21 protein-coding genes are annotated in these 21,910 nt (G+C 65.2%); 10 read left to right on the top strand and 11 right to left on the bottom strand.

Annotated features, from left to right (window positions below):
• Positions 1–3 precede the first annotated feature (3 nt).
• The 4 genes from GRX03_RS07230 to GRX03_RS07245 form a co-directional block, all read right to left on the bottom strand.
• Positions 4–744, bottom strand: coding sequence for a hypothetical protein (locus GRX03_RS07230; protein WP_159763527.1), 741 nt, complete (start codon positions 742–744; stop codon positions 4–6).
• Between the two features lie 48 nt (positions 745–792).
• Entirely contained in the window at positions 793–1,605 is an 813-nt protein-coding gene (locus tag GRX03_RS07235; protein WP_368278149.1) for an aldo/keto reductase, read from the bottom strand.
• A gap of 125 nt (positions 1,606–1,730) precedes the next feature.
• The gene (locus GRX03_RS07240) at positions 1,731–2,114 is read right to left on the bottom strand and encodes a hypothetical protein (RefSeq protein WP_159763528.1); all 384 of its coding nucleotides are present in this window, start codon (positions 2,112–2,114) and stop codon (positions 1,731–1,733) included.
• 87 nt (positions 2,115–2,201) lie between these two features.
• The gene (locus GRX03_RS07245; RefSeq protein ID WP_159763529.1) at positions 2,202–3,581 is read right to left on the bottom strand and encodes a geranylgeranyl reductase family protein; all 1,380 of its coding nucleotides are present in this window, start codon (positions 3,579–3,581) and stop codon (positions 2,202–2,204) included.
• Between the two features lie 139 nt (positions 3,582–3,720).
• Between GRX03_RS07245 and GRX03_RS07250 the strand changes: the two genes are divergently transcribed.
• From GRX03_RS07250 to GRX03_RS07260, 3 genes are all read left to right on the top strand, one after another.
• Complete coding sequence (locus tag GRX03_RS07250; RefSeq protein WP_159763530.1) at positions 3,721–4,791, top strand: hypothetical protein; 1,071 nt, start codon at positions 3,721–3,723, stop codon at positions 4,789–4,791.
• A gap of 54 nt (positions 4,792–4,845) precedes the next feature.
• Complete coding sequence (locus tag GRX03_RS07255; RefSeq protein ID WP_159763531.1) at positions 4,846–6,114, top strand: geranylgeranylglyceryl/heptaprenylglyceryl phosphate synthase; 1,269 nt, start codon at positions 4,846–4,848, stop codon at positions 6,112–6,114.
• 330 nt (positions 6,115–6,444) lie between these two features.
• The gene (locus tag GRX03_RS07260; protein ID WP_368278151.1) at positions 6,445–7,125 is read left to right on the top strand and encodes an HD domain-containing protein; all 681 of its coding nucleotides are present in this window, start codon (positions 6,445–6,447) and stop codon (positions 7,123–7,125) included.
• Here GRX03_RS07260 and GRX03_RS07265 read toward each other — a convergent pair.
• The gene (locus GRX03_RS07265) at positions 7,122–7,802 is read right to left on the bottom strand and encodes a LysE family translocator (protein WP_159763532.1); all 681 of its coding nucleotides are present in this window, start codon (positions 7,800–7,802) and stop codon (positions 7,122–7,124) included. The two genes, GRX03_RS07260 and GRX03_RS07265, sit on opposite strands and share 4 nt — an antisense overlap.
• A gap of 205 nt (positions 7,803–8,007) precedes the next feature.
• Between GRX03_RS07265 and GRX03_RS07270 the strand changes: the two genes are divergently transcribed.
• The gene (locus GRX03_RS07270) at positions 8,008–9,093 is read left to right on the top strand and encodes a DoxX family protein (protein WP_159763533.1); all 1,086 of its coding nucleotides are present in this window, start codon (positions 8,008–8,010) and stop codon (positions 9,091–9,093) included.
• A gap of 26 nt (positions 9,094–9,119) precedes the next feature.
• On the opposite strand, the gene GRX03_RS07275 is transcribed toward GRX03_RS07270, so the two are convergent.
• Entirely contained in the window at positions 9,120–9,413 is a 294-nt protein-coding gene (locus GRX03_RS07275; protein WP_159763534.1) for a DUF7116 family protein, read from the bottom strand.
• Positions 9,414–9,473: 60 nt separating this feature from the next.
• Entirely contained in the window at positions 9,474–9,713 is a 240-nt protein-coding gene (locus tag GRX03_RS07280; RefSeq protein WP_159763535.1) for a DUF5816 domain-containing protein, read from the bottom strand.
• An 83-nt stretch (positions 9,714–9,796) separates the two neighbouring features.
• Between GRX03_RS07280 and GRX03_RS07285 the strand changes: the two genes are divergently transcribed.
• From GRX03_RS07285 to GRX03_RS16970, 5 genes are all read left to right on the top strand, one after another.
• Positions 9,797–10,195 carry a universal stress protein gene (locus GRX03_RS07285; RefSeq protein WP_159763536.1) on the top strand — a complete coding sequence of 133 codons (399 nt, stop codon included), beginning with the start codon at positions 9,797–9,799 and terminating at the stop codon, positions 10,193–10,195.
• An 85-nt stretch (positions 10,196–10,280) separates the two neighbouring features.
• Entirely contained in the window at positions 10,281–10,661 is a 381-nt protein-coding gene (locus GRX03_RS07290; protein ID WP_159763537.1) for a winged helix-turn-helix domain-containing protein, read from the top strand.
• 63 nt (positions 10,662–10,724) lie between these two features.
• Entirely contained in the window at positions 10,725–11,768 is a 1,044-nt protein-coding gene (locus tag GRX03_RS07295; RefSeq protein ID WP_159763538.1) for a glycosyltransferase, read from the top strand.
• 330 nt (positions 11,769–12,098) lie between these two features.
• On the top strand, positions 12,099–15,224 hold the full coding sequence (locus GRX03_RS07300; RefSeq protein WP_159763539.1) for an adenosylcobalamin-dependent ribonucleoside-diphosphate reductase: 3,126 nt from the start codon (positions 12,099–12,101) through the stop codon (positions 15,222–15,224).
• A gap of 24 nt (positions 15,225–15,248) precedes the next feature.
• Entirely contained in the window at positions 15,249–15,368 is a 120-nt protein-coding gene (locus GRX03_RS16970) for an HVO_2523 family zinc finger protein (RefSeq protein ID WP_303646652.1), read from the top strand.
• Here GRX03_RS16970 and GRX03_RS07305 read toward each other — a convergent pair.
• Positions 15,362–16,024, bottom strand: a complete 663-nt coding sequence (locus tag GRX03_RS07305; RefSeq protein WP_159763540.1) for a TVP38/TMEM64 family protein — start codon at positions 16,022–16,024, stop codon at positions 15,362–15,364. The genes GRX03_RS16970 and GRX03_RS07305 overlap by 7 nt on opposite strands.
• Before the next feature lie 59 nt (positions 16,025–16,083).
• On the opposite strand from GRX03_RS07305, the gene GRX03_RS07310 reads away from it, so the two are divergent.
• Complete coding sequence (locus GRX03_RS07310; RefSeq protein ID WP_368278153.1) at positions 16,084–16,464, top strand: DUF5830 family protein; 381 nt, start codon at positions 16,084–16,086, stop codon at positions 16,462–16,464.
• On the opposite strand, the gene GRX03_RS07315 is transcribed toward GRX03_RS07310, so the two are convergent.
• The 3 genes from GRX03_RS07315 to GRX03_RS07325 all read right to left on the bottom strand — a co-directional run bounded on the left by GRX03_RS07315 (position 16,465) and on the right by GRX03_RS07325 (position 21,887).
• Entirely contained in the window at positions 16,465–17,520 is a 1,056-nt protein-coding gene (locus GRX03_RS07315; RefSeq protein WP_159763541.1) for a DUF7115 domain-containing protein, read from the bottom strand.
• A gap of 52 nt (positions 17,521–17,572) precedes the next feature.
• Complete coding sequence (gene purL / locus GRX03_RS07320; RefSeq protein WP_159763542.1) at positions 17,573–19,720, bottom strand: phosphoribosylformylglycinamidine synthase subunit PurL; 2,148 nt, start codon at positions 19,718–19,720, stop codon at positions 17,573–17,575.
• Positions 19,721–19,808: 88 nt separating this feature from the next.
• A complete protein-coding gene (locus tag GRX03_RS07325; protein WP_159763543.1) occupies positions 19,809–21,887 on the bottom strand; it encodes a DHH family phosphoesterase in 2,079 nt (692 codons plus the stop codon).
• Between the last annotated feature and the right edge of the window lie 23 nt (positions 21,888–21,910).

Here is a 21,910-nt window from a genome sequence, read left to right on the forward strand (position 1 = left end):
GGGTTACTCGCCCGTGGGGCGGATCAGATCCGCCAGCGAGACGAGCAGACCCAGGATCCAGCCGATGGGGAACGAGAAGACGAACCAGATGATGACGTGGTGGGCCTCCTGGCGGTCGAACCGGCCGAGTTGCTCCTGCACGAAGTCGGGGCTGGCGAAGAACAGATCCCGTGCGAGTTCGTCGCTACGGGCGATGATGAGGTCTTCGAGCACGGGGTGAAACAGCGCCGCGACGACCGGCGGCAGAAACAGCGCCGTCATCGCGAACGGGTAGGCGAGAAACACCGTCGTTCCGCGGCCACCGAGCTGCCAACAGCCGAACGACAGCGCCGAGGAGACGACTGCGACGGCTCCCGCGGCTCCGATTGCGATTATCTCGACGGTGCTGAACGTGCTCTGGAAGCCGAACCAGATCAGCGCGACCAGTCCGCCCCACAGGAGGACGAACACCCCGATGACCCCGAGGAGTCCGATCCGCGCCGCCGTGACGTTTAGCTTGCGGGCCTGGAATCGGACGAAGTATCCGGCCAGCAACAGCGGGTAGGAGAGACCGACGATCAGCACGCCGAAAAGCGAGACGAGGCGATACACCGCCAGTTTCCACGTCTCCTCGGGTTCGTACTTTCCGAGGACCGTGTCTTCGGCGTTTCGCTGGCGCGGATAGAACAGCTCCATCCACGTCTCGTGCAGCAGCGTCAGATCGTATTTGATCGCATCAGCGATACCGCGGTTCCCGGCTGCCATACCCGTCAGTTTGACTCCGGCCGGTATATGTTTTCGTACTCGTGGCGCTCACCACGACGCGGGGGCGAAGTCGGGATGGACCTGCCGCTCCCGGCGTTCGATGGCGTCGATCCGCTCGATCTCGTCGTCGCTCAGCTCCAGCGTCCGGCTCTCCCAGTTGTCCCGGATGTGGGCCTCTCCGGTGGCTTTCGGAATCGCCGTGATGTCGTGTTCGCGCAGCCAGGCGAGCGCGACCTGAGCCTCGCTCACGCCGTGGTCGTCGGCAATCTCCCCGAGGGTCGGATCCGAGAAGATCTCCGTCCGGGCCAGCGGCGAGTACGCGACCAGTTCGATATCGTTCTCCGCGGCGTACGAGCGCAGTTCCTCCTGCTGGAGGTACGGATGGATCTCGATCTGGTTCGCGAAAATCGGGGCGTCGAGAATCTCCGCAGCCTCGTCGATGTGCTCGGGCTCGAAGTTGGAGACGCCAATCCGCTCGATTGTTCCTTCGTCGTACAACTGGTCGAACGCCGCCAGCGTCTCCTCCGGTTCGTACTCCCGTGCCGGCCAGTGGATGTACAGCAGGTCCAGGTAGTCGGTCCCCAGACGGTCGAGGCTCTTCCGCGTCGTCTCGAGCACGTCGTCGTGAGAGAGGTTGCTGATCCAGACCTTGGTCGCCAGGAAGATATCCTCGCGGTCGACGTCTGCCGCCGCGATGCCGTCGCCGACGGCGTCTTCGTTGCCGTACGCCTGGGCCGTATCGATGTGTCGATAGCCCATGTTGAGGGCCGTCTCGACGCTGTCGGCGCACTCCGCAGCGTCGTCGTTTTGCCACGTTCCGAGACCGAGCATCGGCATGCCTGAAGCGGTTGGGACGCTCATATCAAACGGTGGGGGCGTCAGCGGAATATGCGTTTGGAAATCCGAGTTCGATGCCAGCAGGCTGACCAGTGACTGGCGTCTCCGTCACCGGGGGACGAGCCCGGCTGTGAGAACCGCCGCGGCCACTACGGAGAGGGCTCAGTGCGAGCACTCACCAGGAGATGGGGAACGATGACCCCGACGAAGAAGACGATGCCGAAGATGACCTCCGAAGAGAGCGCTGTTTCTGCACTGAGGACGAACAACAGCCCCATCGCAGTCAGGACGCAGGCCGCGATGATCCCGTTCTCCTCGGTCACCAGCCCCTCGCGTCGGATGGCCGTTCCCAGCGAGAGGACGACGAGTAACAGGATGCTGACGAGCGCGGCGACGACTAGCTCGAGAGAGCCCGTGAACAGGCTGACGAGGAGGGCAACACCGGTAACGACGTACGTCACTCCGAGCAGCAGGTCCCAGGTCGAACCCCGGAGAATCGCAGAGACGGCGGAGTCGGCGTTTCTGTCGGGCACGTTCCGACACCGAGGAGCGAGAAGAAAGTTGTTTGTCAAACAAATCTGACAGGACGGTCACGGGCGGAGAGTGTCGCCCGGCGGTGGTCAGTATTTGGGTTCTGCGCCGGTAATCTCGTAGACCTCGTCCATGAGTTCGTCGCGCTTGGCCTGCCAGGCCTCGAACTCCGACGGCGTCGTCGGGTACTCGTCGTAGATAGATTTGAGTTCGGAGGCGAGGTTGCTCACCTGATAGCCCTCGTAGAGGACGTTCCAGTGGCCGCGGGTCTCGAAGGCGGTGACCAGTCCCGTCTTGAGTTTATCGAGGACGCCGAGTGTCGTCTCGCCTTTCTTCCCCATCAGGTCGATCAGCATCTGGCCGGGCAGGGCCGTCACCACGTCGGTCAGTTCGTCGACCTCGTGGGCCGTCCCGAAGATGTTGTACAGGTCCATCGCGGCGAATCGCTTCCCGAAGTCGGTCTGGACGCGCCGGTTGTACTCCCACAGCGCGGACTCGCTCAGATCGCCGTCTGCGATCGCTTCGGCGGCGATTTCGGCCGCCCAGTGGCCGGCCTTCGCCGCGCCGGGAATACCGCCTCCTGTAGTCGGGTTGACGTGGCCGGCGGCGTCACCGACGGACATGAACCCGGGTGCGACGGCGGAGTCGTACGGCCGGCGGGTCGGCAACGCGGCCCCGAGTTTGTCCTTGACCTCGGCGTTTCGGAACTCGGGCTGGTTCTGGAGGTCCTTTTTGAGCACGTCCACCAGCGGCATCGGTGGCTGGTCCATCTGAAAGCCCAGTCCGGCGTTGATCTCGCGGTCGGTTCGCGGGAAGTACCAGAGATAGCCGAGTTCCTCGGTCGGCTTGAACACGATTGCGTCGTCGTACTCGACCGGCTGCTCGGTCTCGATGACCTCTCGGTAGGCCGAACAGAACTGGGAGTAGTCGACGTTCGTGTCGTAGTTCGTCCCGGCGAAATCGACCTTGTCCTGCAGAAGCGAGAGAGCGCCGGCGGCATCGATCACGATATCTGCCTCGTATTCGACGTAGTCGCCCTCGCGAATCCCTTCGACGCCGGTCACTCGGCCGTTCTGAGTCACGTCCTGAACGACCGTGTCGAAGTGGATATCGGCGCCCGCCCGCTCGGCCTCTTCGAGTAACACCTCGCCGTAGCGTTTGCGGTCGACGACGGCGCCGGACTCGCCCTCGAAAGGGATATCGTAGTTGTCGCCCTTCGGATTGATAAAGTGCGCTCGCTGGATGTTCTCGTTCGTGAAAGATTCTTCCCGGAGATACTCGCGGTCGATCACGTCCGGGAACGTGCTCTTGCCCTTGATGGCGTCACCGCAGGCGATGTGGCCGCCGTCCTCCTCGCTTTTCCGTTCGAGGAGGACGACATCGAGCCCGTCCTGTGCGGCCGTCGCGGCGGCGAAACAACCGGCAGTGCCGCCGCCAACGACGACGATATCGCGGGTTTCCGTTGTCATCACTGACCGTCTTGTACCCTGGCTCATAAAAAACCCCAATATCTCCATCGGGGATCCTGACCGGCTCAACTGGTCGGATTCGGGCGGTTGCCGCCGACCGACAGGATGAAGGGGAGACCGGGCAGACAGGAGAGACAAGATGCTCAGGCGAGGGGCCGGTCGAATCGCCGCCGTCGATGCGATGCCGACAGCCGTCCGTGCCGTGTTCGGCTACTACGCCGACACGGGAGCGTTCGACGCGGGTAGTCTCGGCTTGAAGCGACGCGTCGACGCACGGGTCGAGGAGATGATCGAGACGGCGTTCGCCGAGGTCGAGGCGGCTATCGCCGAGGAGTTCGGGTACGACTTCGTCCAGTTCTCCTACGACACCAAACTCGTCCTCCCGGCCAAACTCACGCTCGGCTACCTCTATCGACGGCTCGACGACGCGCAACACCGCGAGGCAGAGGCCGTGACTCGGCTGGCCGTCGAGGCGCTGATCGACGGCGACATGCGCGACGCGCTGAACGACGCCGAGTACGGGGATTTCGGCGTCGACTTTCCGACCGCTGAGGCGGACCGCGAACGGATCGCAGAGATCGCACAGTCGGTACTGCAACGCCGTGTCGACGAGCAGTTCGAGTCCTATCCCGACGAACTCAGGGAGTACTACGACTGGGCCGTCGAGATCTCGGAGGCACACCAGGAGGAAGACGAGGAGTTTCGCAACCTGATGAGTCGGGCGCGAGCGGGCGAGGAGGCCGCCCGGGAGGCGATCCGCGACCGGTACAAGTACGGCACCTTCGAGGAGGATCCGACGGTGTTCAGCGCCGAGGAACTCGAACTCCCGTATCTGAAGACCCAATACGACCGGGTGGGCGTCATCTACGACGGGATGATCGAGATGTACCGGGCGGCCGGGTTCGATATCGAACCCGCGTTCAAGCGGTCGATCGTGCTGGCGATCATCGGGGCGCAAATCTGGCTCGACGATCTCGACGACTACGAGGTCGACCTCGCGGACGGCCAGCTAACGCCGGTGACGGCGGAGTATCTTCTCGCAGACTCCGGCCCCGAGGCGAAGGCCGCCGTGATCGAGATCAGCGAGTCCTATCTGAACCGTGCCCGACAGCAGGCCACCGCGGTCGACTCGACGCTGACCGGCATCGCGACCGAGTACATCCACCGCGACGGCGATCCGAGCGTCCTGCCGCGGAGGCTCCCGGAGTGACCGGCCCGAAGTGGACACGTTTTTACCGACCAGCGCGGACGTGTGAACCAAGAGATGTCGCTGACACAGTTCGCGAAACGGTTCGAGTCGGCCGCCTCGCTGCTCTCGATTGCCGGCCGGACATTGCTGGGGCTGGAGACGAACCCCGTTCCGGGCGAGTGGACCCACATCACCAAGGTCGACCCGGAGGGTGAGAAGCGGCTGCCGCTGCTCTTTCCGAGCTATCTCTCGCACACGAGCGCCGTCTCGGTGGGCGGGTCACAGGACGTGACCGACGAGAACACCGAACAGACCTTCGAGTTGCTCACCGACAGCGGCGTGACCGCCTTTCACGAACCGAGCGAGGCGACCCACGTGACCGAGAAGACGCGCGACCACGCCAACTTCCTGGCCGTCCCCGAGGTGCTCAACGGCGACAGCGAGTCGCTCGTCGGAACGCTCGGCAAGGGTATCGACTACGTCCGGGAGGATCTCGGTCCGGAGATTCTCGAACAGAAGACCGGACTGCCGCTTTCGGAGTTCCTGGGCGACCGCGCCGGTGATTTCGTCGCCGGCATGATGATGGACGAAGCCGTCTTCGAGGCGTACATCATCATGAACGTCGACAGCGCCGCCGCCCGGGAGGCGAACGTCACCGAGGAGGACCTGCTGAGCCCGCAGGAGGCCAAAGAGCGCGCGCTCGCCGCACAGCACCACCTCGAAAGCGAGATCATCTACCTCGAATACTCGGGGACGTTCGGCGGTGACGAGGCCGTCGAGATGCTCGAAGCCATCGACGACGGGGTCACCTGGTCGCAGATCTGGTACGGCGGCGGCCTCGACAACAGCGAGAACGCCCAGCGCGTTCTCGACGCGGGTGCAGACGCGGTCGTCGTCGGGGACGCCTTCCACCGGGTGGCGGAACTGGAGGCCGAACTGTTCGACCGGGCCCGCGAGGAGTTCGACGGCGACGCCTCCGCCGAGCAGTTGCAGTCCTGGGTGGACGAGACCGTCGATATCGAGGACAGCGAAGCCGTCAACTACCTGTCGACGATCCCGGAGGTCACGGAGCCGGAACAGCGGGCAATCGAGTACCTCGCCGCCGGCCTCGAGTTCGGACTCGCGGTGGCGGACGTGGCCGAAGAGCTCTCCGACCCGACTCCCTCGGAGATCAGAACGGCCGTCTCCGACCGGCAGTTCGCCGTCGAATCGACGTTCCGTGCGATTCCCGGAGCGGACGCGAACGGGATGGTCGAGGAGTTCGCCGGGGGACTGCTCGCGGACCACTTCGACCTGGAGATGCCCGAACGAGCCGTCGCGGCACACTTCGGGATCGACCTCTGAGTGGCCCGGCCGACTCGTTCTGATCGAGAGCGGTTCCCCGCCGCGAACTGCACTGTCGCGTCGACTCACCACTGGTGCTGTCCCGGGTGCCGGCCGAGATACATCGGATCGCGGATAATGAACGACAGTTGTCACTTATCCGCAGGTAGTACCGTGTTACCACGAGACAAAACAGGGATGTGAGCGGTGAACACACCAGTTGGACCGGGTTTCAGATCGGCGTTGTCTCCGGAAATTTGGCCGAATCGGGTGTCGTAACGCTAAAGAGCTAATCTCACCATCTATAAGGTAAGATGAACAACGCACGTTTCCGTTCGGGGAGGTGGTGCTGTGGGTGTTGAGATTCGCGAGTCACCCGTTTCGGATGCGGAATTTCGGGAGATGGAACAGTTCGTCCACGATTATCTGGCCGCGAGCGTACAGGCCGAGGAGGAAGGTGGACGAATGCGATGGTATCCGTGGCACTCCGCGGAGTACCGGTTCAATCACATCCGTAACGTGGTCGAACTCGCCGAGGAGATTGCACAGCGAGAGGGCGCGAACACCGATATAACCCGTGTTGCAGCGCTGTTTCACGATATCGCCAAACTCGAAGTCGATCAGGATATCCACGCCGAGGAGGGGGCTCGCATCGCCCGCGAGTATCTGGAGATCCAGACGGACTACCCCGACTCGTTCGTCGATCAGGTCTGTTCGGCGGTCGAGGATCACTCCTACCAGGGAGATATCGACGACCTGCCGCTGGAAACACAGTGTCTGATCGAGGCGGATATCCTCGACAAGGTCGGCGCGAACGGCGCGGCGCTCATGCTCTTACGGATGGGTTACGAGTCCCGGACGCACATGGACAGCGCCGAGATGGTGGGCCGCGTGCTGGAACGCGGCGAGGAGGCCAAAAAGCGGGTGCGGAGCCAGACCGCGACGGATATCGCACACCGTCGACTCAAGCGGGTTCGGTGGTTCAGGGAGTGGCTCGAAGACGAGATTGCGGGTATCGAGTTCGAGGCCTAGACCAGCGTCGAGAGCCCGTCGATCACGAAGAGCACGCCCGCCCCGACGAGGACCAGACCGCTGACGACAGCCACGGCCGGTGCGAGGCGGTCGACCCGGTTGCGACCCGTCACGAGCGCGGCGGGAAAGCCGACGATCCAGACGACGATGCCGCCGAACAGTCCCCCGACCAGCAACGGGCTCCCCGTTTCGACGACGACCAGACCGGCCAGGGCGTCTCCGACCAGCGGGAGCACGCTCAGAACGTCGAGCGTCCCCGAGGAGAGCAGGCCGACGCCGACCGTGAGCCAGAACAGGATCTGATAGGGGTTCGTGATCGCGAGGACGAAGGCCTTGAGAAATCCTCTGTTGGGGCCGCCGTCGGACTCGCCGGTCAGCGTCTCGCCGACGCTTGCGAGCGCGCCGTAGCCGAAGTACAGCATCAACACGCCGCCGACCGCGACCATGGCTGCCCGGACGCGGGGGGCGGCCTCGATGACGGCGACCAGACCGGCGAGCGCGAGCAGGAAGAAGACGAAATCCGCGACCATCGCGCCGAGTCCGGCGCGGAATCCCGCACCCCAGCCGCGACGGACGCTCTCCTCGGCGATAATCGCGTTCATCGGTCCCGGTGGGGCCGCCAGCGCGAGGCCGAACAGAACGCCGGCACCGACGGTCAGTACGGCGGTTCCGACCATCGCCCGCGGCTTGGGCACCGCGGATCATAAACGTAGCTGTCCGGCGAACCCAACCGACTCTGCTCCCGGGAAAATTCTCGCCCCGTCGTCGTTCAGGCCGTGCGCGACCCCGACACTGTCTGATTTCTCTCGGACCTACCGGCCGGTAGCCGCCGATCATCTGACGCATTTTATAATCGTCCAACACGTATTCAGGTTCGGTATCATGGGACACGTCCGTCGGATCGCGGGGGCGGCCGCGGCTGGTGGGGCAGTCGTCGCCGGACTCGCCGAACCCGCCGCCGCACACGTCGATTACGTCACAGACGAGGACGCCGCCGGGTCGGCCCGGGAGCTGTTCGCCGCGGTCTTCTCGGATCCGGTGAGCGTCGCGGTGCTTCTGTTCGGGAGCCTCGCCGTGCTCGGACTCGCCGTCGGCTATCTCAGGTTCGCGGGCTCGCTCCGGGACATCACCGTCGCCCGCCGGACGCTGCAGTCCTACCAGCCGTATCTCCCGTGGATGCTTCGGCTGTCGGTCGGACTCCCGCTGGTCGGCGCGGGGTTTGCGGGCTACCTCTTTACGCCGGTTGTCGGAGCCGATGCTCGGCTGCTGCAGGTCGGCATCGGGTTTCTGCTGCTGTTCGGTCTCGGTACTCGAATCGTGGCCGCCCTCGGGCTGGTTACCTATCTCGGCGCACTGTTTACGGTCGGGACGCCGATGCTGTTGGCCAGCGAGTACATCGCCGGCTTTCTCGCGATTCTCGTCGTCGGTCCCGGCCAGCCGAGCGCCGACCTGATGCTTCGGCGGCTGGTCGTCACCGACGGGACGCTACTGAGCCGGTTCCGCGGGATCAGGACGGTCGGTGGATTGCTCACAGACGCCGGGATCGAGCGCGGGGCTGCCCCAGTTCTGTTGCGGCTCTTTCTCGGGCTCAACTTCCTCTATCTCGGAATCGCGCAGAAGTGGCTCGAACCCGCCTCGGCGCTGGCCGTCGTAGAGAAGTACAACCTCGTCGCCGTCGTCCCCGTCTCGCCGGAACTGTGGGTGTTCGGGGCGGGACTCGTCGAAGCAGCCGTCGGGGTCGCCTTCGTAACCGGGACGTTCACCCGCGGAGCCGCGGCCACCGGATTCGTGCTCCTGACGACGACGCTGTTCGGTCTACCCGACGATCCTGTGCTCGCACACATCACGCTGTTCGGGCTGTCCTCGGCGCTGCTGATCACCGGCAGCGGTCGCTTCTCACTCGACAGTACGATCCTGCCGGCGCTGGGGCACCGGCTCGATCCGGAACAACAGCCCGCTGCCGACTGAGTGCGACAGACGTGCCGCGGCGGTGCTTACGACCGGCAGACCGAGTAGCCGTCGTCCTCGACGCCGATGATCGCCCACTCGTACTCGGGATCGGCGAGTTCGAGTCTCTCCTCCAGCGCAGAAACCGTGTCCGCGTGCGTGACGAAACACCGGAGCTCCCCCGAACTCGGCGGTTCGGCCGGTTCGGCCATCGGTGTGACCTGTACGACCCGCCACTTCCGTTGGGCCTGCATCTCGGCCCCTTCCGGCGTGACCTCGTAGCCCAGGTCGGTGAAGATCGATTCCGCCTCCTTCTGTAGTGAGGTGCTCACGGCACTCATTCGGTATGTCATACCACCCCAAACATCATAAACGTATCCACTGCTCGAATAGTTGACAACTCACTCGTGAGCGGAGTCCCACTCCTCGGCTTTCGTCCGGTTGCTGCACTCGTTGCACTGGACGCGGCCCATCGAGTCGACGGCGCTGTCGGCCGTTTCGCAGTGTCCGCAGAAAAAGCCCCATCGAGTCTCGGCGTCCTGGTCGGCGTAGACGACGAAGAAGGGGCCTTTCTGTCCGCGCTTCCCCGCGGTCCGGTCGACGAACAGCGATTGGTCGTTCGGGCCAGTGATTCGGTCCATACACGCACATCACAGTCGAGCGACAAAGACGCATTGGGTCGAGCCGACACGCTCAGGTGCCCCCGGATGGAAACACCCGGTGAATGACACAGGTCGTCGTCCCGGTCAGATACCCACTCAGCGAGCACTCGCGGGAGACCCTCGAAGAGGCGATCCGGATCGCGTCCGAGGAGGATGCCTCGCTGACGATCCTGCACATCAACCTCTATCAGAGCGCGAACCAGGTGACGAGAAGCCAACTCAAATCCACCGTCGAGGACGAGTTCGGCACGCTCCCGAACGTCCGCTACTCGGTGAGGAAAGGGCTGCTCGTCGAGCAGTCGATTCTCGAGGAGGTCGCCGCGGAGGAAGCGGATATCGTCGTCATCGGAAAGAAACAGGTCAGCCGCTGGCGGGAGATGATCCGACGGCTCACCGACGATCCGGATATCGAGTCCTTTCTGCGGGGTCGGGTCGACTGCCGGGTCGTCACCGTCGGGTAACACCGCAGTATTGGCGGGGTACATAAACCAGCCCGGATATCTGTGGTGCATCCTGGGGTGAGAGCAACCGGTAGAGACGAGTACAATGAGTTCACGGCAAGGCGGCCGATTCCGACGTTCCCCCCAGCGACAGACCGAACAGACCATCGACGACGAGACGGAGATTTCGACGCTGATGGGCGCACTGGAGGACAGCGACTGTCGCGCGATCCTCGAAGCGGCGAGCGACCGGGCGCTCTCGGCGAGTGAACTCTGTGAGATCTGTGATCTCCCGTCCTCGACGGCCTACCGGAAGGTCGACCAGTTGACCGAGGCGGGACTGCTCGAGGAGTCCGTTCGCCTCTGTACGAACGGATCCCACACCAGCGAGTATAGCCTCGCAGTGGCCGATCTAGAGATCGATCTCCAGGGCGGGGTCGAACTGACGATGACAGAGGGTGCGGCCCCGCCAGCGGCGGCCGACTAAACCCCCGACGGCGGCCACCCGGATGGATGGGATTTTTGTTCGCCGGCACCGTCGCTCCTCAGTATGCGCGTCGCGCTCGTTGCGATGGAGACGGCACAGCAGGTCGATAGCGCCGGCGCGCGACGGTTCGAGCGGATTGGCCGCCTGCTCGCGGATCGCGGCCACGAGGTGACGGTCTTCTGCGGCCAGTGGTGGGACAGCTACACCGACGAGTGGACCGTCGGCGGTCTCCGGTACCGCGGGGTGACCCTCGGAAGCGCACTCGCCTCGTTCTGCGTGCGTCTCCCCGCACTACTCGGAGCGTACGATCCCGACATCGTCCACGTCCGTCCGGTACCCGGCGAGCAGGTGCTCGCCGCGGCCGCCGGGAGCCGACTCGCCCGAGCGCCGCTGTTCGCGGAGTGGTTCGGCGACGAGCAACTGTCCGAGCGGCGTCGGACGTGGGCGGCGACGGCCCCTACTCGCGCGGTAACGCCGTCGCAGTTGGTCCGGACGCGGATCCGCGAGTACGGTGCCACGGAGGAGCAGACGATGGTGATCCCCGAGAGTATCGACACCGAGCGAATCGAGGCGGTCGACCCGGCCGAGGGGATCGATATCGTGTACGCACACCGACTCGACGAGAGCGCGAACATCGAGGATTTCCTGCTGGGGATGGCGGAGTTGCGCGAACGGGACTGGACGGCGACGATCATCGGGGACGGACCGAAGCGGAGCGACTACGAGCAGGAGGCGGCCGATCTCCGGATCGACGACAGGGTGACGTTCGTGGGTGCCTGCGACCGACAGCGCCGTCTGGAACTGTACCGCGGGGCGCACGCCTTCGTCCAGACCGCATACCGGGAGGAGTTCGCGACGGAGTTGCTGTGGGCGCTGGCCTGTGGCTGTATCGGGATCGTCGAGTACCAGGCGGAGTCCAGCGCGCACGAACTGATCGAAAACTACGAGCGGAGCTACCGCGTCACCGACCCCCAGGAGTTGGCCGACGCTATCGTCGACGCGGGCGGGTTCGAGCACCGGACGCGCGACGACCACTGGGACTCGCACGACCACGGCGTGGTGATCGAACGGTATCTCGACGCCTACCGCGACCTCCGGGGGCAGTGACCCCCGAAATCTCCAGGCGAAACCCCCCACCGTTTCGACTCTGACCCGCTCGCTGTCTTGCAGATCTTCGCTCGGATTTTCACTTTCACTCCGGTCTAGACACCGTTAAGAGTGGTCGACCACTCCAATACACTGAGCCGAAGCGTTCGGGTAGCGGCTGTGCTATCCGGACGTTTGAGAATTATGACACATAAAACAACCTAAAGGAACCCAGAGACAAAACCTATATTTGGGTCCAAACCGAACAGAAGTTCCGTCACAAATGATAGTAATGGGAGCACGCACACGGCGGCGGATCGGCGCAAAACCAGGGGTACGAGGTGGGAGCCAATGAGTAAGGAACTCGCGGCTGACGACCTGTCACTACCGATCAAACGCACAGAAGGAGAGACGCTCGAAGAGCGGCTGACATCGAACGCATACCACAACATCCTACCGGCACGGTATCTGAAGAAAGACGCCGACGGCAACGTTGCCGAGGAGCCGGAGGACCTGTTCGAGCGCGTCGCGAAAAACATCGCGCTGGCCGAGGCGGTCTACGAGGCCGACAACCGAGGCATCGAGATCACCGTCACCCCCGACCAGGTCAAACCCGACCACCCGCGACGGGACGAACTGGCCGAGGAGGTCTTCGGCAAAGGGACGACGACCGGCGACGACGTCGAAACCGTCCTGAACGAGTACAACGTCAACAAGTTCGCCTACGACACCATCGTTCCGGAGCTTCCGGAGGGCGTCCGCGAGCACGTCGAGGAGACCGCAGCGGAGTTCCAGGAACAGATGGAACAGCTCGGCTTCATGCCGAACTCGCCGACGCTGATGAACGCCGGCGACGAACTCCAGCAGCTCAGCGCGTGTTTCGTCGACTCGCCCGCGGACGACATCGACGACATCCACCAGACGGCCAAGGAGGCCGCACAGGTCTTCCAGAGCGGCGGCGGCATGGGCTACGCCTTCTGGAAGCTCCGCCCGTACGGCGACCCCGTCGGGTCGACCGGCGGCATCGCCTCCGGACCGATCACGTTCATGCGCACGTACGACCAGATGTGCGAGACTATCGCACAGGGCGGTGCCCGCCGCGGTGCACAGATGGGCGTCATGCGCGTCTCTCACCCGGACGTGATCCAGTTCATCCACGCCAAGAACAAGGACGTGTCACTGGCGAATACACTGCGACTGAACGATCCCGACGACTTCACGCACACCTCCTTCGCGGAGGCGCTCGAAGAGGCCCGCGATCTGATCGACGACGAGGGTCGCGTCCCGGAACACCTCCGGAACGCCGTCGAGGGCCACCTCTCGAATTTCAACATCTCCGTCGGTATCACCGACGACTTCATGGAGGCCGTCAAGAACGACGAGGAGTTCACCTTCACCAACCCGCGCACCGAGGAGCCGCACATCGCCACCGAGGAGACCGAAGAACTGTACGAGATGTTCGGACTCGGTGAGTACGTCGAGGCCGGCGAAGTGCTCTCCGTGCCCGCCCGCGAGATCTGGGACGACATCGTCCAGGGCGCACACGAGAACGGCGAACCCGGCGTCGTCTACCTCGAACGGATCAACAAGAAACACTCCTTCGACGTGGAGGAGCACCCGGATCACGAGATCCTGGCGACGAACCCCTGCGGCGAGCAGCCCCTGGAGGAGTACGAGGCCTGTAACCTCGGCCACATCAACCTCTCGACGCTGGCCGCGACGAACGCTCCCGACTGGCGTGTCTGGTCGGAGCGACACGCCGACGAGTACGACAGCCAGGAGGCGGCCATCGGGGCGTTCCTCGAAGAGGCGATCGACTGGGAGGAGTTCGACCGCCGGATCGAACTCGGCACGCGCTTTCTCGAAAACGTCGTCACGATGTCCGATTTCCCGGTCGACGAGATCGAGGAGACGGTCCGGGAGATGCGCAAGATCGGACTGGGCATCATGGGGCTGGCTCAGCTGTACGTCCAGCTCGGCATGCGGTACGGCAGCGACGAGGCCAACGAGACGGCCCGTCAGCTGATGACCCATATCAACCACGAATCGAAACAGACCAGCCACGAACTCGCGGAGGAGCGCGGCACATTCGGCGAGTGGGAGAAATCGAAGTACGCAGATCCCACCGAGTACCGCGAGTGGTTCGAGCACCACACCGGGCTGGACGCCGACGAGTGGGAAGACGGCTTCCCGATCCGCAACCACAACACGACGACCATCGCGCCGACGGGCACGACCAGCATGGTCGGCAACACCACCGGCGGCTGTGAGCCCATCTACAACGTCGCCTACTACAAGAACGTCTCCGACGACGTGCAGGGCGACGAGATGCTCGTCGAGTTCGACGACTACTTCCTCCGCACGCTGGAGGAGAACGGGATCGACGTCGACGCGGTCAAGGAGGAGGCCCAAGAGCAGATGGCCAACAACGAGTTCGACGGCGTCGACGGCCTGACGACGGTGCCCGATGCGATCGGTGAACTGTTCGTCACGACGGGTGACCTCTCCGCCAAGGAACACGCCGGCGTCCAGACGGCCTGCCAGCAGGGTGTCGACTCCGCCATCTCGAAGACGGTCAACGCCCCGAACGACTCGACGGTCGAAGACGCAAAGGAGGTCTTCGAGTACATCTACGACCACGGCGGCAAGGGCGTCACCTACTACCGCGACGGCACCCGCTCGAAGCAGGTGCTCACCACGCGGGCGCAGAACACGGAGTTCGCCGACATGGACGAGAGCGAACTCATCGAGCAGATCGAAGAGGTCTTCGGCGGCATCGAGGGCTTCCTTGACCACGAGGAGGTCCAGGCCGCCCTCGACCAGCAGGTCGAGGATCTGCTCGCGTCGGCCGACAACGAGCGGGCCTACGCACAGAAACAGAGCCGACCGGACGTGCTCCACGGCATCACCCAGCGCATCGACACGGGCTACGGCAAACTCTACGTCAACATCAACGAGGATCCAAAGGAGGACCGGCCGTTCGAGCTATTCGCCAACATCGGCAACTCCGGCGGCTTCACCGCCTCCTTCACCGAGGCGCTGGCGAAGACGATTTCGACGGCGCTTCGCTCGGGTGTCGATCCGAACGAGATTGCCGACGAACTGCAGGGGATCCGCTCGCCGAAAGTCGCCTGGGACAAAGGCGAGCAGATCCAGTCCATCCCCGACGCGATCGGGACGGCGATGCGACGCTATCTCGACGGCGACGTCGAGCGGGCGTACCCGCAACAGCAGACCCTCGAAGAGACAACCGAGGAGGCCGAATCCGACACCGCGAACGAACGCGTCGAGACCGAACCCGAGACCGACGGCGGTGCCGTCTCGGCGGGTGCGAACGCGGACGCAGGATCGAAGACCGACCAGCAGTCGATCATCGATTCCGGCGAGAGTCCCGAGTGTCCGGACTGTGGCGCGCTCTCGCTGTACTACTCGGAGGGCTGCAAGACCTGCGAGTCCTGCGGCTGGTCCGAGTGCTGAACGAAGGACACTACGGAGCCAACGATGACAGACGACGGCGGTCGGCCGTGTCCGCGCTGTGACGAGCCGATGTACCGCCGCCACTGCAAGTACGTCTGTCCACGACACGGCGTCGTCTACGACTGTTCTGACACCTTTTACTGACGGTCGAGCGAGTTTCCGGACCGGAGGCGCCGGTAGACGGGACCGGCCAGCAGAAGTACGGTCAGTCCGGCGAGCGCGACGATCAGCTCCGGCGGAAGGGCGAACGAGGAGAAATCCAGCGTCCGCATCGACGCGCCGGCGAAGACGGCGACGAAGGCCCACGGCACCTCCCCGACCATCGTGCCGAGCAGGAACGGTCCGGCCGAGACACCCGACAGTCCGGCGGCGTAGGAGATCGGATCGCCGGGAATCGGGGAGAACCGGGCGGCCACGACCCCCCGGAGATCACCGGTGGCAGAGAAGAACTGCTCGGCGGTATCGCTGACGTAGCCGAACAGGCCGATACTGTCGTCGGCGTACCGGCCGAGCAGATACGGCGGGAGCGCGGTCAGCGCCGCGCCGGCAATTGCGAGGCCGAACCCGGCGGCCGGGCCGTAGAGATAGCCCAGCAGGACCGCGACGGAGGTCACTGGCCAGAGGAGAAACGGCCGAACGAGGTAGAGACCGACCAGCGCCGCCGCGAAGAGGAGCGGACGGGAGGCGAGATGTTCGAGCCACACGAGGACGGCCCCGGGCGAGAACAGCACCGCCGCGAGGCCGGCAACGCTCAGCAGGCCCGCGAGCCCGAGAAGTTGTCGCCTCGTCGCAGCGCGCATCATCGGATGACAGGTCCACGTCATCAAACGCTTTGTGGTCCGCGCCCGTTGATCCGGGTGTGACGGAGGACCCGCCAGCCGAACCGGTTCGCGAGCGGATCGAACTCGGCGTCGAACTGCTCGCCCACTGTGAGGACGATCAGATGCCGCTGTCGGACGCGGTCGACCGGATCGAGACGATCACGAGCGATCCGGCGATCACCAGAGAGATCCTCGATACCGCGGAGATGCGCGGGATCATCGACCGGGGCGACGGCGTGATCCACACCAACTCGGGATCGGTTCTCAGTTTCGAGGCCGACGTGGTCGAGCGAGAGGGGGAGTTCACCTGTCGACGCTGCGGGGCCGATATCTCGACGGGCTATTTCGTGACCTTCGAGGCGGGCGAACACGGCCCCTTCGGGTCGTCGTGTATCCGGAAAGTCACCGGGCGAGAGTGATCAGGTCTGGCGGCGGAGCTCCTCGATCAGTTGCTCGATGGTCTCGCGCTGGGTCTGAATCTCCTCGCTCTGCTCGGCGAGTTGCTGCTGTTGGGCCTCGACGGCCTCGGTGAGCGTTTCGACCTGCTCGCGCAACCGTTCGAGTTCCTCGCCGCGGTCCTGCTTGGCGTCGTCGGTGTCCGGGGTCGATGTCGGTCGCCCGCCGCCGGAGGGGTCCGCAGACGGAGCGTCCGTCTCGGCTTCTGCGACGACTGTCGCCCCATCACCCCCGACAGCGGGACTCTCAGTGTCGTCTCCTGCCGTCTCGTGGTCGGACTCGTGGCTGTCGTCATCGTCGTCGCCGACCAGCGGCGAGATGTTCTCGTCGAGGCCGAGTCCACTCTCTCCGGTCGCGTCGGACGGGGAGTCAGTCTCGGCTTGCTGACCGATCTGTTTGTTGAGGGCCTCCAGGGAGTCGACGTCGTGGTAGGCAAACAGCGCGTTCGTCAGCGTCTGTCGGAGCCGGCGGGCCTCGTCGCTGGGAGCCTTGATCCGCTGTGGGCGGCCGCCGACCGAGATGACGACCTGGGTTGCGACGCTGCCCTCCTCGAACTCCAGCCCGGTGACATCCTCGAAGGCGTACTCCTCGAAGTCGGGGTCCCAGACGTACGCGCCGACGTGTTTGAGCAACTGTGAGTCGGTGACGACGAGCGTGAGTTCGCTGAACAGAAAGACGCCGGCGACGGCCTCCTCCTCGTCGATGACGCCGGCGGCCCTGAGCACGCCGGTGAGCAGCCGCGAGAGTACCTGATCGGCTCGGTTGCTCGCCACCTTGAACTTCTCGACGCTGTCGACGTACTCCAGGGCGAAGGTCGTCTTGCGGCGGCCCTCGGAGAGGTTCAGTCGCTCGATATCGTGGCTGTATGTGTCGACGCTCTCGTCGCTCAACAGTCCCTCGCCGCGGTACAGAAGGGTCCGTGTCGGCGTGAAACAGATCACGTCGTCGTCGCCGAGGCTCACTGCCGACTGGATCGTCTCCCCGTCCGCAGCCGCTGCGATCCGGTCCGGAATCTCCATGCTCGGGATGTTCCCGTCAGCGTATATAAATCCGCGGGTCGGGAGCGAACGCTCACTCGAGCGTCTCCGCGATCACGTCGCGGTAGGCCTGAATCTGCTCGGCTTCGAGGGTCGTCGTCTCGCCGTCGAGCGACAGCGAGAGCGTCCCGGAGCCGTCGGCGCTCCCGAGTTGGGTCACCGGCGCGACACCGTCGAACGCCGCTCGAACGTCCTCGGGGGCGGTCGTCTCGACGACGACCCGGCCGGGTCGTTCGTCGAACAGCGCCGGAGTCGAGCCGTCGACGGTGACGGAAGCCCCCGCATCGCCCGAGACCATCTCCGCCAGGGCGACCGCGAGGCCGCCGTGGCTCACGTCGTGGGTGGCGAGTGTCGTCTCGCGGTCGGCGACGGCCGCCGCCGTCTCGACGAACCCGCTCGGGTCCTCGGGGACGGCCGGGAACCGATCGGTCCCGCCGAAGGCCGACAGGTACTCCGAGCCGCCGAGCCGAGCCTCTCGCCCTCCCGCGACCGGCCCCTCACCGACGAGCAGAATATCGCCCTCGCCGGACAGCGACAGCGGCGGTGCGTCGTAGCTGTCTTTGGTTCCGACGACAGCGAGCGTCGGCGTCGGTGGGATCGGGCCGCTCGGTGAGTCGTTGTACAGCGAGACGTTGCCGCCGACGACCGGCACGTCGAGTCGCCGGCACATCTCGGCCAGTCCGTCGACGATATCCGAAAAGCCGCCGTATACGTCCGGTTTCTCCGGGTTGCCGCCGTTGAGACAGTCCACCGCCGCGTGGGGAACGGCGCCTTTCGCGGCGAGGTTGGTCGCGTTCTCCAGTGCGACTGCCCGCGCCCCGTCGTACGGCGCGGCGTCCGTCCAGTTCGGATCGGCACCCGAACTGAACGCGAGCCCCACGTCGGCCTCCCGCACCGCGAGCACGGCGGCGTCGTCGCCCGGTCGCACCGAGGTTCGGACCTGGACTTCGTGGTCGTACTGCCGGTAGACCCAGCGTTTCGAGGCGGTGTTCGGACTCGACAGGACGGATTCCAGCGCCGCATCGAGGTCGGCGTCGGGGAGGTCGCGCTCGGCTGTCGGCTGTGGCTCGGTGGGCAGGTCGTTCATCGGTGCGCCCTCTCCCAGGAAGTGGGCGTCGACATCGACGACAGTCTCGCCCTCGAACGTACAGCGGTAGTTGCCCTCGGTGACTTCACCGATGACGGAGGCGCCGAGGTCGTACCGCTCGGCGACCGCTTTCACCTCCTCGACGTTCTCCGGGGTGACCTCGTAACACATCCGTTCCTGTGACTCCGAGAGGAGAATCTCCAGCGCGGTCATGTTCGGTTCGCGCTGGTGGACGGCGTCGAGTTCGATGTCAGCGCCGAGACCGCCCTTGGCGACCATCTCGCTCGACGCGCCGCCCAGACCCGCCGCGCCGAGGTCGCGCGCGGATTCGATCAGGTCTTCGTCGAGGAGGCGTTCGCTGGCCTCGATCAGCAGTTTCTCCGTGTACGGATCACCGACCTGGACCGCGGGGCGGTCCTCGGTCTCGGCGTCTTCGGAGAGGTCCTCGCTGGCGAAGGAAGCGCCGCCGAGACCATCGCGGCCGGTGGCGTTGCCGACGAGGACGAGTTTGTTACCCGGCTGTTGTGCCTCTGCGGTGACCATCCGGTCGGGGTCGTCGATCAGCCCGATACAGGCGACGTTCACCAGCGGGTTGCCCTCGTAGTCGTCGTGGAAGGCGACGCTGCCCGTCACCGTCGGGACGCCGATACAGTTGCCGTAGTGGCTGATCCCCTCGACGACCCCCTCGAAGAGATACCGGGAGTGCTCGCGGTCGAAGTCCCCGAAGTACAGCGAGTCGGCCAGTGCAATGGGATAGGCGCCCATCGAGAGCGTGTCCCGGACGATTCCGCCGACGCCGGTCGCCGCGCCGTCGAACGGGTCGACGTAGGAGGGGTGGTTGTGACTCTCGACACCCATCGTGATGTACGCCTCCGAGCCGTCCTCGCCGGCGGGCAGAGAGACGACCGCCGCGTCGTCGCCCGGGCCGACGACCACCTGTTCGCCCTCGGAGTCGAAGGCGCTCAGAAGCGGCCGCGAGGAGCGATACGCGCAGTGCTCGCTCCAGAGGTTCTCGAACAGTGCCGCCTCCGCCGGCGTCGGTTCGCGACCGAGGTGGTCGACGATGAGTTCGTGGTCGGAATCGTCCAGACTCATTGTGTTCCCGTTGCCAGAGGCCGGTGAAAGCGCTTACTATGCCGGCCGCAGCGAAACGGAGAAGAGACGAGTTCGTCCCGAGAGTCGATCAGGCCGCCTGCAGCGCGGAGAGTTCCTCGGCCAGCGCCTCGATCAGCGCCTCCCGGGCGGCGTCGCGCTTGCCGGAGAGGAACTCGATACGGCCGTCACGGGCACCGCGGACGTCGAGCGCCGCACCGGGCGCGTTCTCGCCGGCGCGTTCGGCCACGCCGCGGATATCGACGCCCGACTGGCTCCGGATGTACGCCTCGTCGGTCGCGACGCCGATCAGCGCGCCGGCGTCGTCGCGGTGCCGGCGGAACAGTTCGTCGAGCAGCAACGGCTCCGGCGGGAACTCGTACTGGTGGGTGTACGAGTCCGTGTCCAGGACGAGAATCGTCTCGCCGTCGACGGTCCGCTCCTCCAGATTGGCCTCGGCCGTCTCGATTTCGGACTCCAGCCGCGTCCGGAACTGCTCGCTGATGTGCTCGGCCAGTCCGACCGGGTCCTCCGCCTCGTCGGCAAAGAGCAGATCCGAGATCAGTTCGCGTTTGTCCTCGTAGGACTGGTAGAACGCCTCCAGGGCGACCGCTTCCCGGAGTTTTCGGGTATCGTCGGCGCTGTAACCGGTCTCGGCGGCCAGCGCCGTGTACTGGTCGGGCGCGTCCTCCCAGAAGCTCACGGCCGGCAGGTGGCCCAGTTCCGTCCGCACGTCGGGATTGACGTGTGCGCCGACGGTCGCGCCGAGCACCGTCGCGGTCGTCTCGTAATCGCCTTCCAGCGTCGGGCTGACGAGGATGTCGACGGCCTCCGCGACGCCCTCCTCGATTGTCCGCTCGTCGACGACGACCCGTCGTGCGTCGTAGGTGTCGAGCAGGTCGAAGCCGTCGATGGACTCCGCCGACCCGCCCGCGCCGACGAAGACGAACAGCGGCAGGGTCTCGCCGTGTCGGTCGCGATTCTGGAGCATCGTCGTGATGTCTTTCGTCGCGTCGTTCATGTCGTAGACCGACCCTTCCAGCGGCCGTCGGTCGAAGTAGTGATATTCCGCCTCGCCGGCGCCGTGTTCCTCGCGGATCAGCGGCAGCGTCGCCCGCTCGATGGCGGAACTGGCCGCGTAGCCGTCGGCGGTGCCGGCGTGTCGGACGACGATCGGCCGCCCCTCGATGACGGCCCGTCGGATCGCCGTCGCGGCGTCGCGAATCGGCTCCGCGACGGCCTCGACCGCGGGGTCGTCGGTCAACGGCTCGAACTCGGCGGGGCGAGCGCGCTGGACGACCGCTTCCTCCATCCGCTCGGTGACTGCATCGCGCTCCTCGTCGGTCAGGATCACCAGCGCCTCGGTCTCGACCTGAATGTCGCCGCGCCGCCGTTCGACCTCGCCCTCGATGCGGACGATGTCTCCCTCGTCGACCTCGGGGTAGGCTCGGACGCCCGCCTCCTCGAAGGCCGCACACTCGACGGTGCCCGTCTCGTCACGAAGCTCGAAGACCGTCGGACCGCTCGTCTGGCGCGCGGTCTCGATTTCGCCTTCGAGGCGAACGCGCTCGCCGACGAGTTCGTCGAGGTGATCGACGGTCGCCTGCTCGAACTCCGCGGTCGGCTCCTCGGAGTCCTCCTCCGCCTCCGGCTCGGAGTCGTCCTCCGCCTTCGCTTCCGTCTCGGGCTCGGACCCCTCCTGGGACTGCGAGACCGGTTCCGGCTCGCCGATGTCCGGCTCGGAGTCGCTCCCCGTCTCCTGCTCCTGCTCGTCCGCGCTCTCTTCCTCGTCGAGCAACTCCTGGCCCGCGTCGGGGTCGTCGACGAGCGCCCCGCGGAACCGGGATTTCTCCTGGCGGATCGACCAGCCGAGGTCGACGTTGCCGTTGTCTCTGACGTTCTGTACCTGGACGAAAATCGTATCGCCCGGATCGAAGTCCATGCTGTCGAGTCGCTGGTCGAGTTCGCTTTTGTGCAACAGTCCGGTGACGCTGTCACCGATGTCGACGAAGATACCGAACTCGGCGTAGCCGTCGACCGTACCGCGGTAGTACCGATTCGGTGTCAGCTCGTCCGGTTCCGTCCCCCGGAACTCGAAGACGACATCCTCTTCGTGAAGCTCACAGACGCGTCCATCGACAGATGAACCGCAGATGATACACGATCCCATTGCCGTTAGCAAGTGCGTCCGGC

It is taken from the genome of Halovenus carboxidivorans (assembly GCF_009831575.1).
GTDB lineage: Archaea > Halobacteriota > Halobacteria > Halobacteriales > Haloarculaceae > Halovenus > Halovenus carboxidivorans.